Here is a 21,514-nt window from a genome sequence, read left to right as displayed (position 1 = left end):
TGGACCGCGCCCCGTGGGCCGTGTTCAGCGAACCCTGCTCAGCCGACCTCGCTCAGTGGCTCAGTGGACCTCGTCCACCAGCACGTCCAGCGCCCAGGGCTTGCCGCCCTTCTCCGGCGCCGCCGCCTCCACCTCGTACCCGAGGTCCCGCAGCGCGACGACCAGCTCGGCGGGGTCCTTGGGCGCGGTGCCCTCGGTGAGCAGGGCGCGGACGATGCGGCCCTTGGTCGCCTTGTTGAAGTGGCTGACCACCTTGCGGGTGGGCGCGTGCAGCACCCGGACCGTCGCGGTACGCCCCGCGACCTCGCCCTTCGGCTTCCAGGCGGCCGCGTACGCGGCGGAGCGCAGGTCCAGCACCAGGCCCTTGCCGGCCGCCTCGGGCAGCACCTCGGCCATCGGCGCCCGCCAGTGCCCGGCCAGCGCGCCGAGACCGGGGAGCTTCACGCCCATCGAGCAGCGGTAGGAGGGGATGCGGTCGGCGACGCCGATCGCGCCCCACAGCCCGGAGAACACCAGCAGCGAGCGGGCCGCGCGGCGCTTGGCGGCGGGGTCGAGCGAGGCCAGGCCGAGGGCGTCGTAGAGGACGCCGGTGTAGATCTCGCCCGCCGGGCGGGCGCCCGCCGTGAGCAGTCCGGCGTTCTTGGCGACCTCGCCGCGCAGTCCCTCGCTCAGACCCAGCACCTCGCGGGCCTTGTCCTCGTCCCCCGCGCACAGCTCGGCCAGCTCGGCGAGCACGGCCTGCCGGGCGGCGGCGAGACCGGGCAGGGACAGCGACTCCGGCTTCAGCGGGGCACCCCGGCCCGAGGACGCCTTCCCCTCCGACGGCGGCAGCAGGACGAGCACGGACGACTCCTTCTCACACGGCGTTTCTCGGCTTCCGCGCCAGCGTACGGGGCTCCGCCGCCGGTCGGTGCCGCCCGCCGGGCCCGGTACCATGGTCGGCACGGCAGACGAGCCGGGCGGACGGCCGCGTGGAGTCCCTTGACGGGGCTTCCCGAGGAACGTCCGGGCTCCACAGGGCAGGGTGGTGGCTAACGGCCACCCGAGGCGACTCGCGGGACAGTGCCACAGAAAACAGACCGCCCGGCGCTCCGGCGCCGGGTAAGGGTGAAACGGTGGTGTAAGAGACCACCAGTGCCCAGGGTGACCTGGGCAGCTAGGTAAACCCCACCTGGAGCAAGGTCAAAAGGAAACACCCCGGTGTTTCTGCGCGGACGACCGAGGGCTGCCCGCCCGAGTCCGCGGGTAGACCGCACGAGGCCGGTGGCAACACCGGCCCTAGATGGATGGCCGTCACCGGGACGCCCGCGAGGGCCCCCGGAACAGAACCCGGCGTACAGCCCGACTCGTCTGTCGTTCCCCTTCCCGCCGCATGCGGCGAGCCCAGTCGGTTTGCGGCAACTTGGTTGCTGCAGAGCGGACTTACTGTAGGTTCCTGCCATGAATCAAGGTGAGGCGGGCGAGAACCCCGAATCGCGCTTCTCCGCGGTGCTGGTGGGCGCGGCCCGGCTGCCGGGCGTGCGTATCCACAGGGAGGCTTACCTCCGCAAGGCGCTGGCACGCTATTGCTCCGAGGACGAGATTCGCAGGGCGATCGAAGAGACCCCCGCGGTGGCAGGCATCAGCACGGACGTTCTGGACAAGGCGGCCGACGACTCCATCCGTTACGAGACCGCCAAGGCCAGCGCTCTCTCCGCCGCGGCCGGTCTGCCCGGCTTCTTCGCCCTCCCCGCCACCGTGCCCGCGGACATGGCGCAGTACTTCGGCCACATGCTCCGTATCGCGCAGAAGCTCGCCTACCTCTACAGCTGGCCCGATCTGTTCTCCGACCGTGGCGATGACGTCGACGACGCGACCATGGGGGTGCTCACGCTGTTCTTCGGCGTGATGTTCGGTACCCAGTCGGCGAACGCCGCTGTGGGCAAGGTCGCCGGAATGATGGCGGAGCAGGTGGCCAAGAAGCTGCCCCAGAAGGCACTCACCCAGGGTGTCGTCTACCCGGTCGTGAAGAAGGTCGCCGCCTACATCGGTGTCCAGATGACGAAGCAGACCTTCGCTAAAAGTGTCTCGAAGGCCATCCCCGTCGTCGGGGCCGCGGTCTCCGGCGGGCTCACCTATGCGACCTACCGGCCCATGGCCAAGCGGCTGAAGAAGCACCTCTCCGAGTCGGAACTGGCGAGGCCGACCCACCGAGTCGTGGTGGTGGAGGCCGAGGAGGCGCGCGAGACCTTCGTGGCCGAATCCGCCGAGAGTCACGCCTCGGACGGAAAGACCGTCACAGCGGAGAGCCCTCGGTCCTGACCTCGCGGATCACCTCGGATGGTGCTCCTACTCCTCGAACAGCACCTCCTGCTCACCCACCACCGTCCGGCGCAGGCGGCGGCTGCGGGCGCCGATGATCGCGGCTGTGGCGGCCGCCGTGACGCCGAGGGCTGCCGGGACCATCCAGTTGCGGTCGAAGACGTGGCCGAGGAGGTGGTCCAGGGAGAGGCGGCCGGGGCCGGTGACGGCGAGGCCCGCCGCGGCCAGGCCGAGGCTGGCCGCGTACTCGTAGCCGCCCTCCTGGGCGAAGAAGCCGTTGGGGACGTGCAGGGCCGCCGCCCCGGCCATCGCGCCGGCCGCCGCCGCGCCCGCCGCGGGGGTCGCCAGGCCGAGCGCCAGCAGCACCCCGCCGCCCGCCTCCGCCGCGCCCGCCGCCGTCGCGCTCGCCTTGCCCGGCGTGAAGCCCACGGACTCCATGAACTGCCCGGTGCCCTCCAGGCCGTGGCCGCCGAACCAGCCGAACAGCTTCTGCGCGCCGTGCGCGGCCAGGACCCCGCCGGTGCTCAGCCGGAGCAGGAGCAGGCCCACATCGCGTCGGTCGTAACAGGTCATGGTGACTCCCTGGGGGCGCGGACGGGTGACCTTCCCTCGTTCCACCGTCGCACCGGGTACCCCGTCCGGCCTCCCGGACCGGGCGTCCGGGTGGCGCGGGCGGCGGACGTCCGGTGGCAGGCCGCGGGGAGCGGTGTGAGCCTGACACCATGACGATTCAGACCGCCAAGCTGCGCGACCCGGCCGTCCGGGCCTTCGTGCACGCCGTCAACTCCCATGACCGCGAGGGCTTCATGTCCCTCCTCGCGCCCGGCGCCACCATGGCCGACGACGGCGCCGACCGCGATCTCGCCGTCTGGATCGACCAGGAGATCTTCTCCACCCACGGCCACCTGGAGGTCGACAACGAGTCCCGGGGCGGACGGGCGCTGGTCGCCCGGTACCGCAACGACACCTGGGGCGAGATGCGCACCCGGTGGACGTTCACCGTCGCCGAGGACGGCCGGATCTCCCGCTTCGAGACCGGGCAGGCCTGAGGCGGTTCACGGGCGGGCAAAGTCCTGGCCGGGGAACCACCCCCGTCCGGCAATGCCCCCTCGGGGCCGGTGTACGGTCCCCGGGTGCGTGAATGTTCCCCGCTCAGCCGACGTGCCCTGCTCGGACTCGCGGCGGCCGCCGTCCCCCTGACGGCCACCGCCTCTCCCGCCTCCGCCGCCGGGGCGAGATCCGCGGGCACGGCCGTCGTCGGCGGTGAACGGCTGGCGCGCGGCGGCGTCCAGGTGCGCGCGGCCGGACTGCCCAGGCTCACCGCCCAGGCGTGGCTCGTCGCCGACCGGGACACCGGTGAGGTGCTGGCCTCCCACAACGCCCACCGGCGGCTCGCGCCCGCGTCGACGCTGAAGATGCTGTTCGCGGACACCGTCCTGCCCAGGTTCGAGCGCGGTCAGCGGCACCGGGTCACCGCCGCCGACCTCGCCGACATCCCGTCCGGCTCCAGCCTCGTCGGCATCCAGCCCGGCACCACGTACACCGTCGAGCAGCTCTGGCAGGGCGTGTTCCTGCGCAGCGGCAACGACGCCGTGCACGTGCTCGCCCACATGAACGGCGGGGTCGCCCGCACGGTCGCCGAGATGCAGGCCAGGGCGGAGCACCTGCACGCCCTGGACACCCATGTGGTCAGCCCCGACGGCTTCGACCACCAGGGCCAGATCTCCTCGGCGTACGACCTGACGCTGTTCGCCCGCGCCGGGCTTCAGAACCCCGAGTTCCGGCGGTACTGCGGCACGCGGACCGCCGACTTCCCGGCCGGCGGCAAGAAGACCTTCCAGATCCAGAACACCGACCGCCTGCTCACCGGCGCCTGGGGGCTTCACCCCTACGAGGGGCTGATCGGCGTCAAGAACGGCTACACCAGCCACGCGGGCAACACCTTCACCGGTGCCGCCACCCGCGACGGCCGCACCCTGCTGGTCAGCGTCCTGCACCCCGCCGAGGGCAGCAACGCCGTCTACGAGCAGACCGCCGCCCTCCTCGACTGGGGCTTCGGCCGCGGCCGCGCCGCCCAGCCGGTCGGCATGCTCGTCGAACCCGGCGGCACGGGCGGCAGCCGCCCCACCGTCAGCCCGGTCCCCGAGGGCGGCGCCGCGCACGCGGCGACCACCCCGCCCGGCCCCTCCGCCTTCCGCCTCGCCGAGGGCGGCGCGGGCACCGCCGCCCTCCTCGGGGCCGGCGCCTGGGCCCTGCTGCGCCGCCGCCGGACCCGTACGGCGGCCGGTCCGGCCGAGGAGGCGCCCCAGCCGGGCGGCCGCCACCGCCGCTGACGGCGGCACCGGTTCCGCTCTCCTCGCACACATGTCCTCCGCATCCCGCGCGAGCTGAGACCATGGGACCCGTCGTACGGGGCGTCGGCCGGGAGGGGCTGTATGGGTGAGCGGGACACGGTGGCGGCATCGGGGGTGGATGCCGTCCCGGAGACGGTCACGGCCAGGGACAGGCCGCGCGGGGTGCTCGTCACCTTCCTGCTCGGCGCGCTGACCGCCACCACCCCGCTGGCGATGGACATGTACCTGCCCTCGCTGCCGGAGGTCACCCGCACCCTGCACGCGCCCGCCGCGACCGTGCAGCTGACCCTCACCGCCTGCCTCGCTGGGATGGCGGTCGGGCAGCTCGTCGTCGGGCCGATGAGCGACCGGTGGGGGCGGCGGCGCCCGCTGCTGACCGGGCTCGCCGTCTACCTCGTCGCGACCGCCCTGTGCGCGCTGGCGCCCACCGTCGGGACGCTGGTCGCCTTCCGGGTGGCCCAGGGGCTCGCGGGCGCGGCCGGGATCGTCATCGCGCGGGCCGTCGTACGCGACCTGTACGACGGCGTCGCCATGGCCCGCTTCTTCTCCACCCTGATGCTGATATCCGGGGTCGCCCCGATCGTCGCCCCGCTGATCGGCGGGCAGATCCTCCGGGTGACCGACTGGCGGGGCGTCTTCGTCGTCCTCACCGGCATCGGGGCCGTGCTGACCGCGCTGGTCTGGCTGCGGCTGCCGGAGACGCTGCCGCCCGCCGAACGGCACCGGGGCGGGGTGAAGGAGTCCCTGCGCACCATGCGCGGACTCCTGGCCGACCTGCCCTTCACCGGCTACCTCCTCGCGGGCGGCTTCGCCTTCGCCGCGCTGTTCGCGTACGTCTCGGCGTCCCCGTTCGTCGTCCAGGAGGTCTACGGCGCCTCCCCGCAGACCTTCAGCCTGCTGTTCGGGCTCAACTCGGTCGGCCTGGTCGCCGCCGGGCAGATCAACGGCAAGCTGCTGGTCGGCCGGGTCCGGCTGGACCGGGTGCTCGCCTCGGGCCTCGCGGTGATCGTGCTCGCCGCGAGCGCCCTGCTGCTCATGGCCACCGGGGTGTTCGGCGAGGCCGGGCTCGCGCCCGTGGCCGCCGCGCTGTTCGTGCTGATGTCGGCGATGGGCTTCACCCTGCCCAACACCCAGGCCCTCGCCCTGCTGCGCACCCGCCACGCGGCCGGCTCCGCCTCCGCGCTGCTCGGCACGACCTCCTTCCTCGTCGGCGCGGTCGCCTCGCCGCTGGTCGGCATCGCCGGGGAGCGCACCGCCGTCCCGATGGCCGTCGTCCAACTGGCCGCCGCGCTGGTGGCGGGCGCCTGCTTCATGGGACTGTGCCGTCCCTGGAAGGCGGGCGCGTGCCCGGAGGGAGCGGACCACTGAGCGCACCGAGACTCCGCGTCGCCACCCCCGAACGGGCCGGGCTCGACCCCGCCGGGATCGCCCGCCTCACCGACGACCTGCACGCCCTCACCGCCGGGACGCGTCCCTGGGCGGCCGGGGCCGTCGCCGTCGCCGGGCGCGGCCCCGTGATCGCCGTCGCCGAGGCGTCGGGCTGGGCGGTGCGCTACGCCTCCTGGGACCCCGACACCGGCACCGGCGTCGAACTGCCGCCCGCCGAGCGGGTGCCCGTCACCCTGGACACCCCCTTCGACCTGGCCTCGCTCACCAAGCTGTTCACGTCCGTCGCGGCGCTCCAGCAGATCGAGCGCGGCACCCTGGGGATCGACGCCCGCGTGGGCGCGTATCTGCCGGAGTTCACCGGGGCCGCCGAACACGGCCTCACCGTACGGCAGTTGCTCACCCACACCTCCGGGCTCGCCCCCGAACTCCCGCTCTACGACTGCCCCGACCTCACCGCCCGCCTCGCCCGGCTGCGCGCCGAACCGCCCACCGGCCCGGTGGGGGAGTACCGGTACTCCGACCTGAACATGCTCCTCCTGCAGGGCGTGCTGGAGCGGATCACCGGTCGCCCGCTGGACCTGCTGATCGCCGACGGCATCACTCGCCCGCTGGGCATGACGGCGACCTCCTACGGGCCGCGCCCCGACGCGGCGGCCACGGAGTACCAGCGGCGGCCCTGGGCGAAGGCGGACCGGGGGATGCTGCGCGGCGTGGTCCACGACGAGAACGCCTGGGCGCTGGGCGGGGTCGCGGGCCACGCGGGCCTGTTCTCCACCGGCCCCGACCTCGCCGTCTTCTGCCGCGCACTCCTCGCGGGCGGCGCGTACGGACCCGCCCGCATCCTCGGCCCGGACTTCGTCGAACTCCTCCTCACCCCGCCGGGGCTCGGCTTCGCCCTCGACCAGCCCTGGTTCATGGGCGAGCTCGGCGGCCGGGGCGCCGCGGGCCACACCGGGTTCACCGGCACCTCCCTGGTCCTGGACCCGGCGTCGGACACGTTCCTCGTCCTGCTGGCCAACACGGTCCACCCGGTACGGCGGCCCGCCGACAGCAACCCGCGAGCCGCACTGGCGACCCGCCTGGCCAGAGCCGTGCGCGGCGCCTGAGCCCGGCCCCGCCGGCCCCGCCCCGGCAGGCCGGAGCACCTGAGAGAATCGAGCGGTGAACGCCCCCGCCTCCACCGCCGATACCCTCCGCTCCACCCTCGCCGGGGTGCTGGACGGGCTGCCGCCCCGGCAGGCGGCGTCCGCCGTCGAGCGGCTCATCGCCAACTACCGGGGGGACACCCCGACGAACGCGCCGATCCTGCGGGACCGGGCCGATGTGGCGGCCTACGCCGCGTACCGCATGCCCGCGACGTTCGAGGCGGTGCGCTCCGCGCTGGAGGCGTTCGCCGACGCGGTGCCCGGGTGGGTGCCCGGCAGCCATGTGGACATCGGGGGCGGCACCGGCGCCGCGACCTGGGCCGTGGCCGCCACCTGGGACGGGGAGCGGCCGGTCACCGTGCTCGACTGGGCCGAGCCCGCGCTCGCGCTCGGCCGGGAGATCGCCGGGGCGCACCCCGCGCTGCGCGGCGCCGAGTGGCGGCGCGCCCGGATCGGGTCCGCGCTGGAGGTGCCGGCCACGGACCTGGTCACCGTCTCCTACGTCCTCAACGAACTGTCCGGACCCGACCGGAGTGCCCTCGTCGACGCCGCTGCCGCCGCCGCGCGGTCCGTCGTCATCGTGGAGGCGGGCACCCCGGCGGGGTACGAGCGGATCATCGAGGCCCGCGGCCGGCTGATCGAGGCCGGGTTCCGCGTCGCCGCGCCCTGCCCGCACAGCGCGCCGTGCCCGATCGTCCCCGGCACCGACTGGTGCCACTTCGCCGCGCGGGTCAGCCGGTCCTCGCTGCACCGGCAGGTCAAGGGCGGCTCCCTGGCGTACGAGGACGAGAAGTTCAGCTATGTCGCCGCCACCCGCCTGCCCGCCGACCCGGCGCCGGCCCGCGTGGTCCGGCGCCCGCAGATCCGCAAGGGGCAGGTGCTGCTGGACCTCTGCGAGGCCGACGAGCGGCTGAGCCGGACGACCGTCACCAAGCGGCACGGCGATCTGTACAAGGCGGCCCGTGACGCCGAGTGGGGCGACGCCTGGCCGCCGGCCGGGGACGCGTAGGCCGCTCCAGAACACCTCGCACGCCCCGGACTCCCCGGACCGCACCAGGCCCCCCTCCTGGCAAAGAAAAGGGAAATTCGCGCATAACCCACCATTGTGAGGTGCGTCTCGTCGGCTTCCTTCGTATCCGTGCTCAGGCTCCCCGGAGCGCAGGAAGGTGGGACGATGAGGCATGCTGTCCGCACCACAGCGAGGCGAGGGGACAGATGAGCGCGACGTTCGGCGGCCGGTCCGGCCGGCAGGGCAGGATCTCCCAGTGGCTGCGCGGACGCCGCCCCGAGGAGGAGAGCGCCGACGACGGCGGCCGTGAGTCGCTGCTGCTCGCCACCGCCGCGGCCGGGCTGCCGCTCGCGCCCGCCGCGTACCCCGCCCCCGGCTACGGCTGTTCCTGCGACCGCGTCGGCTGCCCCACCCCGGCCCGGCACCCGGTGTCCTTCGCCTGGCAGACCCAGTCGACCACCGACCGCGCCCAGATCGAGCGGTGGGCCCGCAACCAGCCGCAGGCCAACTTCATCACCGCCACCGGCATGACCCACGACGTCCTCGACGTCCCCCTGGAAGCCGGACGCGCCGCCCTCGACCGGCTCCTCGGCGAGGGCGTCGAGGTCGGCCCGGTCGCCGAGAGCGACGACGGCCGGATGCTCTTCTTCACCCTCACCCGGGGCACCCCCGAGGACGAGGACGAGTGGTGGCCCTGCGAACTGGACTGCCACCCCGAGACCATGGACGAGCACCCGGGCCTGCGCTGGCACTGCCGGGGCTCCTACGTCCTCGTGCCCCCCGCCCGCCTCCCCGGCGACACCGGCCGCGGAGTGCGCTGGGTCCGCGGCCCCGAGCATCCGCTCCCCGAACCCCTGACTCTGCTGGAAGCCCTGACCGACGCGGGCGCCCGCCACGCGGCCACCGAGACCGACCACCACGCGGCCTGGCCCTCGCGTCGCTGACCCCCGCCGGGGGAGCCAGGACCGGCCGCCGCCCTACTCGCCCCGCGCGGCGGTAAGCCCCTGCACCCGCCCCAGCACCGACACCGGCCCCGCGCCCGGCGGGTCGAGCGCGACCTGGTTGGAGACGAACTCCAGCGTCAGCGACTGCTTCACCTCGCCCTTGGTCAGGGCCTGCACGTCCCGGTTGGGCACCGTCACCGACGTCCCGGCGGCGGCCGTCCGCTTCTCGAAGTGGTGCGAGGCGAAGAACACCAGCGCCCCGCCGTCCGCCGTGCGCAGCGCGAGCGGCGCGAAGTCGCCCCGGGTCAGCGGCTGGTCGACGTACTGCCGCACCAGCCCCGGCTTGCGCGCCTGCTCCGCGCGGACCGTGCGCCAGCCGCTGGTGCTCGGGCCGTCGGCGAACGTCTTGCCCCCGCCGCGCAGATAGTCCGCGTACCGCTCGCTCAGCTCGCCCGGCGGGAGCGCCTCACCGGTGGAGGCGGCGGGCACGGTCTCGGCCCGGCCGTGCTCGTCGAGCCGGAACTTTGGCAGGTCGGCGGGCTTGACCAGCGTCACGTACGACGCCCGCCACGGCTCGCCGGCGCCGTCGCGGAGGAAGACCATCAGCCAGCGGGCGCCGCCACCCTTGCTGCCCTTGGCGTCCGCGACGAACCAGCGGGGCCAGCCCGCCTTGGCGGGGATGGTGAACCGCGCGTCAGTCAGCGTCAGCGGGGTGTGCGCGGGGTTGCCGCCGGGGTTGTTGGCGCGGCCCGCCCGCAGCCGGGCGGAGTCGATCGCGCCGAACGCGCCGGTGACGTGCCCGGCGTCCAGGGAACTGTCGTAGGCCCGGTCGGCCTTGTTGTACGCGTCGGTGAACCGCGTCAGGGCGCGGGCGGCCTCGGCGCGGGTGGCGGCGGGCAGCACCTCGCGCTCGCCGTGCACCACGACACATCCGCTCGTCGTCAGCGTCCAGGCGGCCAGCGAGGCCGCTATGAGTGCCCTGCGGTTCCGGCCGCGAAGCGCGCGGCCGCTGCGATCCCTGCTCATGAGGCGCGTTCACCCTCCCCTTCCCGGAGGCGAACCCTACCGGGACGGGGAGCGGGCCGGACCCGCCGAGGCGCTCACTTCGCCGCGTCCGCCACCGCCCCCGCGTTCCGCGCGGGGCCACGGGAGGGGAGCAGGAACAGGGTGAGCACCGGCACCAGGTACAGCAGCCAGACCGTGATCTGCACGGCCGTCGGGTCCGGCTGGAAGTTGAACACGCCCTTGAGCAGGGTCCCGTACCAGCTGTCCGGCGGGATCGCGCCGGAGATGTCGAACGGCACGTTCGTCAGGCCCGGCACCCAGCCCGCCTCCTGGAGGTCGTGGAAGCCGTACGCCAGCACGCCCGCCGCGACCACGACCAGCATCCCGCCGGTCCAGGTGAAGAACTTCGCCAGGTTGATCCGCAGCGCGCCCCGGTAGAACAGCCAGCCCAGCAGCACGGCCGTGGCGAGACCGAGGGCGACGCCGATCAGCGGGCGCGGGGTGCCGTCGCTCGCCGCGTGCACCGAGGCCCACACGAACAGCGCGGTCTCCAGGCCCTCCCGGCCCACGGCCAGGAACGCGGTGGCGACCAGCGCGCCCGTCCCCATGGCGAGGGCCGCGTCGAGACGGCCGTGCAGCTCCGACCTCAGGTGCCGGGCGGTGCGCCGCATCCAGAACACCATCCACGTCACCAGGCAGACCGCGACGATGGACAGCGAGCCGCCCAGCGCCTCCTGCGCCTGGAACGTCAGCTCCTGCGAGCCGAACTCCAGCGCGCAGCCGAAGCCCAGGGCGAGCGCGACCGCGACGGCGATGCCCGCCCAGATGGGCCGCAGCGCGTCCCGACGGCCGGTCTTGACCAGGTACGCGATCAGGATGCAGACGACGAGCGACGCCTCCAGACCCTCGCGCAGGCCGATCAGGTAGTTGGAGAACACGGACTACGCCTCCTCGGAGAACAGGGCCCGGCCCCACCAGTCGGCGGAGTCGCGGACACCGGGCGGGACCGCGAAGACCGCCGAACCCACGTGCTGGATGTACTCGTTGAGCGCGTCGCCGGCCGACAGCCTGCGCTGGAGCGGGATGAACCCCTCGCGCACGTCGCGCTGGTAGGCCAGGAAGAACAGGCCCGCGTCCAGGCGGCCGAGCCCGTCCGTGCCGTCGGTGAAGGAGTAGCCCCGGCGCAGCAGGGTGATCCCGCCGTTGGAGTCGGGGTGGGCCAGGCGCACATGGGCGTCCGGCTTCATCGCCTTCAGGAACGGCTCGTCGTGCTCCTTCGCCTTGCCCACGGGCGCCCCCTCGCCCTTGTCCCGGCCGAACACGTCCTCCTGCTCCTGGAGCGACGTACGGTCCCAGGTCTCGATGTTCATCCGGATGCGCCGGGCCACCAGGTAGGAACCCCCGGTCATCCAGGCCGACTTCGCGTCCCCGTCGGAGGCGCCCACCCAGACGTGCTTGTCCAGCCGGGCCGTCTCGGTGCCCGCGATGTTGCGGGTGCCGTCCTTGAAGCCCATCAGGTTGCGCGGGGTCTGGGCGTCCGGCGTGGTGGAGGAGGTCTTCCCGAAGCCCAGCTGGGACCAGCGCACGGCGACCTTGCCGAAGCCGACGCGGGCCAGGTTGCGGATGGCGTGCACCGCCACCTGCGGGTCGTCCGCGCACGCCTGCACGCACAGGTCGCCCCCGGTGCGCGACCGGTCCAGGTTGTCGCCGGGGAACTTCGGCAGGTCCGCGAGCGCGTCCGGACGCCGGCCGGACAGGCCGAACCGCTCGAAGAGCGAGGGCCCGAAGCCGATGGTGAGGGTCAGCCGGGAGGGGCTGAGGCCCAGCGCCTCGCCGGTGTCGTCCGGCGGGGCCTCGGCGAGCCCGCCGTACGCGCCCTCGCCGACCGGCTTCCCGGCGGTCATCAGCCGGGCGGCCGCCGTCCAGTCCTTGAGCAGCCGGACGAACTCGGCGCGGTCGTCCGTCTTCACGTCGAACGCCGCGAAGTGCAGCCGGTCCTGCACCGGGGTGGCGATGCCCGCCTGGTGGGCGCCGTGGAACTCCACCCCGCCGCCCGAACCGGCCGGGGCCGGGTCCGGCCGTCCGTCGGAGAGTGCCACTCCGCCGCCCGCCGCGGCGGCGCCCACCGCGAGCCCGGCGCCGCCCCAGCCGATCAGTGCGCGCCGCGAGGGTCCGCGTTCGTTCCCGGTCATCGCCCGTGACTCCCGTGCTTACTTGACGACCGCGGCCGCGAGCTTGGACAGCGGCTCGGCCAGGGCGTTCACCGCGTCCGACAGTTCCTTGCGCTGGTCCTCGCCGACCTTGTCGTAGGAGACGAAGTCGTAGGAGTCCCTCGCGGGGCGGTACTTGTCCAGCAGCTTGTCCAGCGCCGCGAACTGCTCGTCCAGGTCACCGGTGAGCGCGGAGTCGTTCTTGGCGGCGACCGGCTTCAGCAGCTCGTACGCCTTCTGCGCGCCCTCGACGTTGGCCTTGAAGTCGACCAGGTCGGTGTGCGAGTAGCGGTCCTCCTCGCCGGTGACCTTGCCGGTGGCGACCTCGTCCAGCAGCTCCTTGGCGCCGTTGGCCATGGAGGTAGGGGTGATCTCGGCCTTGCCGACCCGGCGCTGCCAGTCCTTGAGGTCGGTGACGAGCTGCGCGGCCAGCTTCCTGTCCTCGGCGCCGATCTTCTTGTCCTGCCAGAGGGACTTCTCCAGCCGGTGCCAGCCGGTCCACTTCTGGCCGTCCTCCAGGCCGTCCGCGCGGGTGTCGACCAGGGGGTCGATGTCGCCGAAGGACTCGGCGACCGGCTCGGTGCGCTCCCAGCCGAGGCGGGAGGGCGCGTACGCCTTCTTCGCGGCGTCGAGGTCACCGGCCTGGACGGCCTTGGCGAAGGTCTCGGCGAGCGGGACCGTCCCGTCGGCCTGGTCCTGGGCGTACTGGCGGTAGGCGGCGACCGCGCCGTCCAGCGCCGGGTTCCGCTTCGCGGACCTGCCGGAGCCGGTCACCTCCAGCTTCTGCCGGACGCCGTGACCCTTCATGCCCGGGCGGCAGGCGATCTCGTAGGAGCCCGCCTTCACCTCGGCGGTCAGCGTGTACTTGGTGCCCGGCCCGATGTTCTCCTTCTCGGAGACGATCCGGTCGTCCGGGAAGACGATCTCGACCTCGGTGGCGCGCGAGCCCTTGTTCTCGATCTTCAGGGTCACCTGGCCGGCCGGCACGGACGTGGCCGAGGTGTCGCACTTGGTGTCGGCGGCGGTGACCTGGATGGCGTCGCCGTCCTTGGCGTCGCTCTTGGCGGTGCAGGCCGACAGGGCGGTCAGCGCTGCCGCCGCGGTGGCGGCGATCGCGATCGGGCGGACGGCTCGCATACGGGCTCCATGCGGTCAGGACGGCACGAATCCGCCCATACGGTTTGGTGAGGCTTGCCTAACTTACCCGAGCCTTAGTCGTCACGTCTCCGCCTGAAACCGGATTCGAACGGCACGAAAAGATCACAGACACGACTTGATGTCGACGTCCCAAAAAGGATCTCAAGGGGCGGCAAAGAGCAGCCCAAGCGCCCTCGGTGCTTCAATGCACCGGTGACTGACTACGACGTACTCCGTGTCTTCTGCGGCCCCGCGGGCGGATACGGGAACGAACTGGGCGTCGTCCGCAACGGCTCGACCGTGCCCGAGCGGGACGACCGGCAGGCGCTCGCCGCCAAACTCGGCTTCAGCGAGACCGTGTTCGTGGACGACCCCGAGCGCGGAGTGATCGACATCTACACGCCCGCCTCACGGCTGCCCTTCGCGGGCCACCCCTGCGTCGGCACCGCCTGGCTGCTCGACGTGCCCGAACTGGTCACCCCGGCCGGGGAGGTGGGCACCCGGCTGGACGGCGAGTTCACCTGGATCGAGGCCCGCGCCGAGTGGGCCCCGCCGCGCACCCTGCGCCAGTACGCGAGCGCCGCCGAGGTCGACGCCCTCCAGGTGCCGCCGCCCGGCGAGTGGATCTACGCGTGGGCCTGGGAGGACGAGGCGGCGGGACGGGTGCGCGCCCGCGCCTTCCCCGGCCGGGACGACGGCATCGACGAGGACGAGGCGACGGGCGCGGCCGCGCTGCTGCTCACCGACCGGCTCGGCCGCGCCCTCAACATCACCCAGGGCCGCGGCTCCCAGATCCTCACCGCCCCCCAGCCGCACGGCTGGGTGGAGGTCGGCGGCCGGGTCGTCCTGGAGCGCTGACCCCTACGGAAGGGTCAGAATGTCCGCGCCGGTGTCCGTCACCACGAGGGTGTGCTCGAACTGGGCCGTGCGCCTGCGGTCCTTGGTGACCACGGTCCAGCCGTCGTCCCACATGTCGTACTCGTGGGTGCCCAGCGTCAGCATCGGCTCGATGGTGAAGGTCATGCCGGGCTGGATGACCGTGGTGGCGTGCGGCGAGTCGTAGTGCGGGACGATCAGCCCGGAGTGGAACGACGAGTTGATGCCGTGGCCGGTGAAGTCCCGCACGACGCCGTAGCCGAAGCGCTTGGCGTAGGACTCGATCACCCGGCCGATGATGTTGATCTGGCGGCCGGGCCTGACCGCCTTGATCGCCCGGTTCAGCGCCTCCCGCGTCCGCTCCACCAGCAGCCGCGACTCCTCGTCCACCTCGCCGACGAGATACGTGGCGTTGTTGTCGCCGTGCACCCCGCCGATGTACGCCGTCACGTCCAGGTTGACGATGTCGCCGTCCCGGAGCACGGTCGAGTCCGGGATGCCGTGGCAGATGACCTCGTTCACCGAGGTGCACAGCGACTTCGGGAAGCCGCGGTAGCCCAGCGTGGAGGGGTAGGCCCCGTGGTCGCACATGTAGTCGTGCGCGACCTTGTCCAACTGGTCCGTGGTGACACCGGGAGCGATGATCTTCGCCGCCTCCGCCATCGCCTGCGCGGCGATCCGGCCGGCGGTCCGCATCGCCTCGACCGTCTCGGGCGTCTGCACCTCCGGACCGGTGTACGGCGTGGGCGCGGGCTTTCCGACGTACTCCGGGCGGCGGATGTTCCCGGGCACCGGGCGGGTGGGGGAGAGCTCCCCTGGTACGAGCAGCGACTGGCCAGACATGCCAGCGAGTCTAACCAGCGGCCATGGGGGAACATGTGGGTGGCGAGAGGAGCCGTTGATGTCCGTGTTCAAGAAGCGCACCCAGGGCAAGCCGGGCGAGTGGTACTACTGCCTGGAGCACAAGAAGGTCGAGGAGGGCCCCGACTGTCCCGGCAAGGACCGGTTCGGCCCCTACTCCTCCCCGGACGAGGCGCGGCACGCGATGGAGACCGCCCGCGAGCGCAACGTCGACTGGGAGAACGACCCGCGCTGGCACGACACCCCGGCCGACGAGTCCGACAAGGACTGACCCCGCCGTATCGCCAGGAGGCCGCCCCCGCCCGTCATGGCGGGGGCGGCCTCCGTCCGTCACCAGGGTGCAGCCGGGGGAGCCGTCAGGGTCTCCGCCAGCCGGGACAGCCGGTCCCGGAACCCCCGGCGCGCCCTCGGCGGGCCCGCGTCCTCGCCGGCCGCCGCGCTCACCAGGTGCTGCACGCTGTCCAGGTCCAGCTCCGCGCCCTCGGGCACCGCCAGCGTCTCGTGGGCCATCGCCGCCAGCTCGGACCCGCCCGCCCCGAGCGCCAGCACCGTCACCCCGGCCCGCCGCGCGGTGTGCACCCGCTCCAGCAGGCCGGCCGGCTCCCGGGGTGCCACCACCAGCAGGGTCTCGCCGCGCCGGGCCTCCGCGATCCGGCCGGGGCCCACCGCCAGATGCGCCGGGTCACCGGGGCGCACATGGTGCCTGACCAGCGTGGGGGCCAGCTCGGGGGTGCCGGACCAGGCCGCCTCGTCCACCAGATGCGCGGCCAGGTGCCAGGGCTCGTACTCCTCGGTGCCCGCCAGCAGCAGGCCGCCGCCGTGCGCCGTCACCGAGCCGCGCAGCACCCCGGCGAACCTCCGCGTCGCCCCCAACCACTCGGTCCCGGCGAGCACTTCACGCAGCAGCGCGACCCGTACGGCGTCCATGCGGCCGCATCCTGCCGCAACCCGTCCCTCCCGCACCGCAGTTCACTCGTGGTTCACCCCCGCGGGTGGCGCGTGACGCGGCCCACCTCGCCGGGTACGGGCGCCCGCGCGGACGTAGAGTCGGCCCATGACCTCCAGCGACAGCGCACAGAACTCCGGTACCGCCCCCGCGAAGGCCCCCGCCAAGGACCCCTGGGACCTGCCCGACGTCTCCGGGCTGACCGTCGGCGTCATCGGCGGCACCGGCCCGCAGGGCAAGGGCCTCGCCTACCGGCTCGCCAAGGCCGGGCAGAAGGTGATCGTCGGCTCGCGGTCGGCCGGGCGGGCGCACGCCGCCGCCGGGGAGCTGGGCCACGGGGTCGAGGGCGCCGACAACGCCGAGACCGCGCGGCGCAGCGACATCGTGATCGTCGCCGTGCCGTGGGACGGCCACGCCGACACCCTGAAGTCGCTGCGCGAGGACCTCGCGGGCAAGCTCGTCGTCGACTGCGTCAACCCGCTCGGCTTCGACAAGCAGGGCGCCTACGCGCTCACCGTCGAGGAGGGCAGCGCCGCCCAGCAGGCCGCCGCCCTGCTGCCGGACTCCCGCGTCACCGCCGCCTTCCACCACCTGTCCGCCGTCCTCCTGGAGGACCAGGAGACCGACGAGATCGACACGGACGTGATGGTCCTCGGCGACAAGCGGGCCGACACCGACATCGTGCAGGCCCTCGCCGGCCGCATCCCCGGCATGCGCGGCGTCTTCGCCGGGCGGCTGCGCAACGCCCACCAGGTGGAGGGGCTGGTCGCCAACCTGATCTCCACCAACCGCCGCTACAAGGCGCACGCCGGGCTCCGCGTCACCGACGTGTGACGGCACCCGGACCGGGCGGCCGGACGGGATGGGGGACACTGGTCGGCGTAGCAGTGTCCCCCGACAGGAGCCGACCCCATGCCCCGCATCGCCCTCGTCACCCTCGCCGCCTGCGTGCTCGCCGTGGCGGCGGCCGTCGTGTCCTTCGCCCAGGGGAGCTGGCTGGGGATCGTCTGGGTGCTGCTGGCCGGGCTGACCTCCAACATGGCCTTCTTCTACATCCGGCGCAGCCGCGCCGCGGCCCGCTCCGGCTCCGGCTCCGTCACGGGATGACGGAGCACACCTGCGGCGTCTCGGACCAGAAGCGGTACAGGAAGTAACCGCAGTCCGAGAAGAAGCTGTCCACGCCCAGCGCGCTCAGCAGGGTGTAGATCACGTCGAAGAACGCCTCGTTGACCGCGGGCACCCACAGCAGCGCGAACACGATCAGCAGGCCGAACGGGGCGATCGGCTCCACCTGCCGCTTGATCCCGTTCGACAGCCAGGGCTCGATCACGCCGTAGCCGTCCAGACCCGGCACGGGCAGGAAGTTCAGGATCGCCGCCGTGACCTGGAGCAGGGCGAGGAAGGCCAGCGCGTACCGGAAGTCGCGCGGCACCCCGTCCAGCGCGTGCAGCCAGAACGGCGCCGTGCACACCGCCGCGAACAGCACGTTCGTCAGCGGACCGGCCGCCGAGATGAGGCTGTGCCGCCAGCGGCCCCTGATCCGGCCCCGCTCGATGAAGACCGCGCCGCCCGGCAGGCCGATCCCGCCCATGATCACGAACAGCACCGGCAGCACGACGCTCAGCAGGGCGTGCGTGTACTTCAGCGGGTTCAGCGTCAGATAGCCCTTGGCCCCGATCGAGATGTCCCCGCTGTGCAGGGCGGTGCGCGCGTGCGCGTACTCGTGCAGGCACAGCGAGACGATCCACGCGGCCGTCACGAACAGGAACACCGCGAGCCCCGGCTGGGCGGCGAACCCGGTCCAGGTCGCCCACCCGGTCACCGCCGCGACGGCCACGATTCCGGCGAACACGGGACTGATCCGGCGGTCGCCGGTACGCGAGAGGGCGGTGGTCATGGGGCTCCTGCCTACGGTGGGTGCTGAGGGTCGACCGTACCCGTGATGGAAGGGGAACGTCCCGGCCCCGCCGCGAGGTTCCGGGCCGCCCGCCGCGCAGGGTTCGCGGGTGCCGGAAACCCGGAGGCGCCGCGGGTGCGTCCCCAGGGACAATGGACCCCGTGCGCTATCGGCTACTCGGCACCACCCAGGCCCTCAGACCGGACGGCACCGCCGTCCCCGTCGGCGGGGCGCGGCTGCGCGCGCTGCTGACCGTGCTCGCCCAGCGCGCGGGGCGGACCGTACCGGCCGCGGTGCTGGTGGACGAGGTGTGGGGCGACGAACCGCCCGCCGACGCGCCCGGCGCCCTCCAGGCCCTCGTCGGACGGCTGCGCAGGGCCCTCGGCGCCGGTGAGATCGCCTCCGCCGACGGCGGGTACCGGCTCACCGCCGCCCCGGACGACGTGGACCTCACCCGCTTCGACCGCCTCACCGGCGACGGACTGCGCGCCCTCGCCGACTCCGACCCGGCCAAGGCCGCCGTCCTCCTCGACGACGCCCTCGCCCTGTGGCGCGGCCCCGTCCTCGCCGACCTGCCCGACCGCACCGCCGACGCGGCCCGCTGGGAGACCCGGCGCCTGGACGCGCTGCGCGCCCGGCACACCGCCGCCCTCGCCCTCGGCCGGGCCGAGACGTCCCTGCCCGAGCTGGCCGCCCTGTGCGACGAGCACCCCCTGGACGAGTCCCTGCAGGTCCTGCGGCTGCGGGCCTTGCGCGACACCGGCCGCACCGCCCAGGCCCTGGCCGCCTACGAGGAGGTGCGCCTGCTCCTCGCCGACCGGCTGGGCTCCGACCCCGGCACCGCACTGCGCGCCCTGCACGCCGAACTGCTCTCCGGCACCGGCCCCGCCCCGGCGGCGCCCGCCCCCGCCGACTCCCGGCCCGCCCCGGGCAACCTGCCGGCCCGGCTGACCTCCTTCGTCGGCCGGGAGTCCGACATCGATGCCATCGGCGCCGACCTCGCCGCCTCCCGGCTGGTCACCCTGCTCGGGCCCGGCGGAGCGGGCAAGACCCGGCTCTCGGTGGAGGCCGCCGACACGGTCCGGGACACCGCCCCCGACGGGGCGTGGCTAGCCGAGCTCGCACCGGTGGACGACCCCGACGCCGTGCCGCAGGCCGTGCTCACCGCCATCGGCGCCCGCGAGACCGTGCTGCACGGCGCGGGCGTCGAGGGCGTGCGTGCCGTGTCCGACCGCTTCGGCGACCCCGTCGAACGGCTGGTGGAGCACTGCGGCCGGCGCCGGATGCTGATCATCCTGGACAACTGCGAGCACGTCGTGGACGCCGCCGCCCGCCTCGCCGAACGCCTGCTGGCCGACTGCCCGCGCCTCACCGTCCTCGCCACCAGCCGCGAACCCCTCGGTGTGCCGGGGGAGTTGCTCCGGCCCGTCGATCCGCTGCCCGGGCCGGTCGCGCTGCGGCTGCTCGGCCACCGCGGCGCGGCCGCCCGGCCCGGCTTCACCGTGGCGGACGACCCGGAGGCGTGCGCCGAGATCTGCCACCGCCTCGACGGTCTGCCCCTGGCGATCGAGCTGGCGGCCGCCCGCCTGCGCATGCTCACCCCGCGCCAGATCGCGGACCGGCTGGACGACCGCTTCCGCCTGCTCACCTCCGGCAGCCGCACCGTGCTGCCCCGCCAGCAGACCCTGCGCGCGGTGGTCGACTGGTCCTGGGACCTGCTGGACGCCGACGAACGCGACGTGCTGGGAAAGCTGTCGGTGTTCGCGGGCGGCTGCGACCTGGCCGCCGCCGAGGCGGTCTGCGGCCCCGTCGCGCTGGACGCCCTCGGTTCCCTGGTCGACAAGTCCCTGGTGGTGGCCGCCCCTTCGCCCGGTGCGGGGATGCGCTACCGGCTGCTGGAGACCGTCGCCGAGTACGCCGCCGAGCGGCTGGACGAGAGCGGCGAACGCGCCGCCACCGAACGCGCCCACCTCACCTACTACCGCGAACTCGCCCGCACCAACGACGCGTTGCTGCGCGGACCCCGCCAGCGCGAGGCCATCGACCGCATCCAGGTGGAGTACGAGAACCTGCGCACCGCCCTGCGGCACGCCGTCGACCTGCGCGACGAGCAGGAGGGGCTGTGCATGGTGCTGTCCCTGGTCTGGTACTGGCAGATGCGCGACCAGCGGCTGGAGGTGCGGGCATGGTGCGAGGAGGTGATGGCGCTCGGCCCCGACCCGTTCGCCGAGCCGGCCGCGCGCGCCGAGCCGGTGTGGACGCGCAGCACCGACACCCCGCCCCCGCTCACCGGAGAGGACCTCGCCGAGGCCCGGCGCGGACTGCACCTCGCCCATCTCGCCTGCATGGACACCGACATGGAGGCCTGGCAGAACCCGGCGGCACGGAGCAAGCTGACCGTCGTCACCGAGGTCTACCGCCCCGGCCTGCCGCAGACCTGCCGCTCGCCCGGCATGCTGTGGTGGTTCGCGGAGATGCTGGTCAACGGCGTCGGACGGCTGCCGGAGATCACCGACGCCACCGTGCGCACCTGCCGGGAGACCCCCGGCTACGAATGGGAGCTGGCGGGCGCCCTCCAGGTCCGCGCCAACCTGCTCGCCAACCGTGCCACCTGGGCGGGCGACGCCGCCCGCGACGCGGACGAGGCGCTGGAGATATACCGGCGCCTCGGTGACGAGTGGGGTCTGGCCGAGGCGCTGTCCGCGCGCGGCGAGGCCCGGGAGCGCAAGGGCATGAACCGCGAGGCCGCCGCCGACTACGAGGGCGCCATGGCGCACGCCGAACACCTCGGCGCCCGCGCCCAGATGGCCGTCCTCGGTGCCCGGCTGGGCAACGTGCTGATGGAGGCCGGGGACGAGGAGCGCGGCGAACGGCTGCTGCGCGAGGTCGTCCACGAACTGGACGGCAGGCACAGCGAGGCGATGCCGGTGGCCCGGCTGCACCTGGCCTCCTGGCTCCTGGCCACCGGCAGGCCCGCCGAGGCGCGGGGGCAGCTCCGGCTGCTGCGGGAGGAGTTCGTCCTCGCCCGGTTCATCGTCTTCGACGCCATGATCCTCGCCCAGGAGGCGTGGCTGGACGCCGAGGACGGGCACCCGGAACGCGCGCTGGACTCGATCCGCCGCGCGCTGGAACTGGCCGGCGACCCGCTGTGCGACGTCGTCGTCCCGCAGATGCCGGCCATCTGTCTCGGCGTCGCCGCGCTGGCCGTCGTCGTCGCCGGTGGCGGGGCCCGGGCCGCGGACGCCGCCCGCTGCCTGGGCGCCGCGGTGGCACTGATGCCGGAGGGGCATCTGCGCTCGCGGGTGGAGCAGATCGCGTACGACCGCACCGAGGCCCGTATCCGGGAGGTCCTGGACGAGGCGGCGTTCCGCGCCGCGTACGCCGAGGGCGGTGGCCTCTCCCTCGGGGAGGCCACCGCCCTGGTGTGAGATCCGGGCGGA

21 protein-coding genes and 1 other RNA gene are annotated in these 21,514 nt (G+C 73.9%); 13 read left to right on the top strand and 9 right to left on the bottom strand.

Going from position 1 to position 21,514, the window contains the following annotated elements; genetic code table 11:
* Positions 1-60: 60 nt before the first annotated feature.
* Positions 61-843: a peroxide stress protein YaaA gene (gene yaaA, locus ABZ898_RS10755; RefSeq protein ID WP_361655505.1), complete on the bottom strand. Its 783-nt coding sequence runs from the start codon at positions 841-843 to the stop codon at positions 61-63.
* Between the two features lie 108 nt (positions 844-951).
* On the opposite strand from yaaA, the gene rnpB reads away from it, so the two are divergent.
* Both rnpB and ABZ898_RS10745 read left to right on the top strand, forming a co-directional pair.
* An RNA gene (gene rnpB / locus ABZ898_RS10750) (RNase P RNA component class A) lies at positions 952-1,353 on the top strand.
* 87 nt (positions 1,354-1,440) lie between these two features.
* A complete protein-coding gene (locus tag ABZ898_RS10745; protein WP_361655502.1) occupies positions 1,441-2,301 on the top strand; it encodes a hypothetical protein in 861 nt (286 codons plus the stop codon).
* A gap of 27 nt (positions 2,302-2,328) precedes the next feature.
* On the opposite strand, the gene ABZ898_RS10740 is transcribed toward ABZ898_RS10745, so the two are convergent.
* Positions 2,329-2,874, bottom strand: a complete 546-nt coding sequence (locus ABZ898_RS10740) for a DoxX family protein (RefSeq protein ID WP_361655499.1) — start codon at positions 2,872-2,874, stop codon at positions 2,329-2,331.
* 149 nt (positions 2,875-3,023) lie between these two features.
* Between ABZ898_RS10740 and ABZ898_RS10735 the strand changes: the two genes are divergently transcribed.
* The 6 genes from ABZ898_RS10735 (at position 3,024) to ABZ898_RS10710 (ending at position 9,142) form a co-directional block, all read left to right on the top strand.
* Positions 3,024-3,350 (top strand): nuclear transport factor 2 family protein, encoded by a 327-nt coding sequence (locus tag ABZ898_RS10735; protein ID WP_361655496.1) that lies wholly within the window; start codon positions 3,024-3,026, stop codon positions 3,348-3,350.
* Between the two features lie 84 nt (positions 3,351-3,434).
* On the top strand, positions 3,435-4,634 hold the full coding sequence (locus ABZ898_RS10730; RefSeq protein WP_361655493.1) for a serine hydrolase: 1,200 nt from the start codon (positions 3,435-3,437) through the stop codon (positions 4,632-4,634).
* A gap of 102 nt (positions 4,635-4,736) precedes the next feature.
* Positions 4,737-6,023: a multidrug effflux MFS transporter gene (locus ABZ898_RS10725; RefSeq protein ID WP_361655490.1), complete on the top strand. Its 1,287-nt coding sequence runs from the start codon at positions 4,737-4,739 to the stop codon at positions 6,021-6,023.
* Positions 5,975-7,150, top strand: a complete 1,176-nt coding sequence (locus tag ABZ898_RS10720; protein WP_361655487.1) for a serine hydrolase domain-containing protein — start codon at positions 5,975-5,977, stop codon at positions 7,148-7,150. The genes ABZ898_RS10725 and ABZ898_RS10720 overlap by 49 nt, the downstream gene beginning before the upstream one ends.
* A 55-nt stretch (positions 7,151-7,205) precedes the next feature.
* Entirely contained in the window at positions 7,206-8,198 is a 993-nt protein-coding gene (locus ABZ898_RS10715; protein ID WP_361655484.1) for a small ribosomal subunit Rsm22 family protein, read from the top strand.
* Between the two features lie 206 nt (positions 8,199-8,404).
* The gene (locus ABZ898_RS10710; protein WP_361655481.1) at positions 8,405-9,142 is read left to right on the top strand and encodes a bifunctional DNA primase/polymerase; all 738 of its coding nucleotides are present in this window, start codon (positions 8,405-8,407) and stop codon (positions 9,140-9,142) included.
* A gap of 33 nt (positions 9,143-9,175) precedes the next feature.
* Here ABZ898_RS10710 and ABZ898_RS10705 read toward each other — a convergent pair whose 3' ends face one another.
* The 4 genes from ABZ898_RS10705 to efeO form a co-directional block, all read right to left on the bottom strand.
* Positions 9,176-10,168, bottom strand: coding sequence for a hypothetical protein (locus tag ABZ898_RS10705; protein ID WP_361655478.1), 993 nt, complete (start codon positions 10,166-10,168; stop codon positions 9,176-9,178).
* A gap of 74 nt (positions 10,169-10,242) precedes the next feature.
* Positions 10,243-11,085: an iron uptake transporter permease EfeU gene (gene efeU / locus ABZ898_RS10700; RefSeq protein ID WP_361655475.1), complete on the bottom strand. Its 843-nt coding sequence runs from the start codon at positions 11,083-11,085 to the stop codon at positions 10,243-10,245.
* 3 nt (positions 11,086-11,088) lie between these two features.
* The gene (efeB, locus tag ABZ898_RS10695; protein ID WP_361655472.1) at positions 11,089-12,339 is read right to left on the bottom strand and encodes an iron uptake transporter deferrochelatase/peroxidase subunit; all 1,251 of its coding nucleotides are present in this window, start codon (positions 12,337-12,339) and stop codon (positions 11,089-11,091) included.
* Between the two features lie 18 nt (positions 12,340-12,357).
* The gene (gene efeO, locus ABZ898_RS10690) at positions 12,358-13,494 is read right to left on the bottom strand and encodes an iron uptake system protein EfeO (RefSeq protein WP_361655469.1); all 1,137 of its coding nucleotides are present in this window, start codon (positions 13,492-13,494) and stop codon (positions 12,358-12,360) included.
* Between the two features lie 213 nt (positions 13,495-13,707).
* On the opposite strand from efeO, the gene ABZ898_RS10685 reads away from it, so the two are divergent.
* The gene (locus ABZ898_RS10685) at positions 13,708-14,352 is read left to right on the top strand and encodes a PhzF family phenazine biosynthesis protein (protein WP_361655466.1); all 645 of its coding nucleotides are present in this window, start codon (positions 13,708-13,710) and stop codon (positions 14,350-14,352) included.
* 3 nt (positions 14,353-14,355) lie between these two features.
* On the opposite strand, the gene map is transcribed toward ABZ898_RS10685, so the two are convergent.
* Positions 14,356-15,213: a type I methionyl aminopeptidase gene (gene map, locus ABZ898_RS10680; protein ID WP_361655464.1), complete on the bottom strand. Its 858-nt coding sequence runs from the start codon at positions 15,211-15,213 to the stop codon at positions 14,356-14,358.
* A gap of 58 nt (positions 15,214-15,271) precedes the next feature.
* Here map and ABZ898_RS10675 point away from each other — a divergent pair, with 58 nt between their 5' ends.
* Positions 15,272-15,502, top strand: a complete 231-nt coding sequence (locus ABZ898_RS10675) for a hypothetical protein (protein ID WP_361655461.1) — start codon at positions 15,272-15,274, stop codon at positions 15,500-15,502.
* Between the two features lie 59 nt (positions 15,503-15,561).
* On the opposite strand, the gene ABZ898_RS10670 is transcribed toward ABZ898_RS10675, so the two are convergent.
* Positions 15,562-16,158: a hypothetical protein gene (locus tag ABZ898_RS10670; RefSeq protein ID WP_361655458.1), complete on the bottom strand. Its 597-nt coding sequence runs from the start codon at positions 16,156-16,158 to the stop codon at positions 15,562-15,564.
* Between the two features lie 127 nt (positions 16,159-16,285).
* On the opposite strand from ABZ898_RS10670, the gene npdG reads away from it, so the two are divergent.
* Both npdG and ABZ898_RS10660 read left to right on the top strand, forming a co-directional pair.
* Positions 16,286-17,011 carry an NADPH-dependent F420 reductase gene (gene npdG, locus ABZ898_RS10665; protein WP_361655455.1) on the top strand — a complete coding sequence of 242 codons (726 nt, stop codon included), beginning with the start codon at positions 16,286-16,288 and terminating at the stop codon, positions 17,009-17,011.
* Between the two features lie 78 nt (positions 17,012-17,089).
* Complete coding sequence (locus tag ABZ898_RS10660) at positions 17,090-17,284, top strand: hypothetical protein (protein ID WP_361655452.1); 195 nt, start codon at positions 17,090-17,092, stop codon at positions 17,282-17,284.
* Here the strand turns inward: ABZ898_RS10660 and ABZ898_RS10655 are convergent.
* Positions 17,274-18,074, bottom strand: coding sequence for a site-2 protease family protein (locus ABZ898_RS10655; RefSeq protein ID WP_361655449.1), 801 nt, complete (start codon positions 18,072-18,074; stop codon positions 17,274-17,276). The two genes, ABZ898_RS10660 and ABZ898_RS10655, sit on opposite strands and share 11 nt — an antisense overlap.
* 152 nt (positions 18,075-18,226) lie before the next feature.
* On the opposite strand from ABZ898_RS10655, the gene ABZ898_RS10650 reads away from it, so the two are divergent.
* Positions 18,227-21,502: a BTAD domain-containing putative transcriptional regulator gene (locus tag ABZ898_RS10650; protein WP_361655446.1), complete on the top strand. Its 3,276-nt coding sequence runs from the start codon at positions 18,227-18,229 to the stop codon at positions 21,500-21,502.
* The last annotated feature ends 12 nt before the right edge of the window (positions 21,503-21,514 follow it).

Source organism: Streptomyces sp. NPDC046860, assembly GCF_040645115.1.
GTDB lineage: Bacteria > Actinomycetota > Actinomycetes > Streptomycetales > Streptomycetaceae > Streptomyces.
The sequence above is the reverse complement of the archived record's forward strand: the minus strand, read 5'-3'. Positions and strand labels throughout refer to the sequence as shown.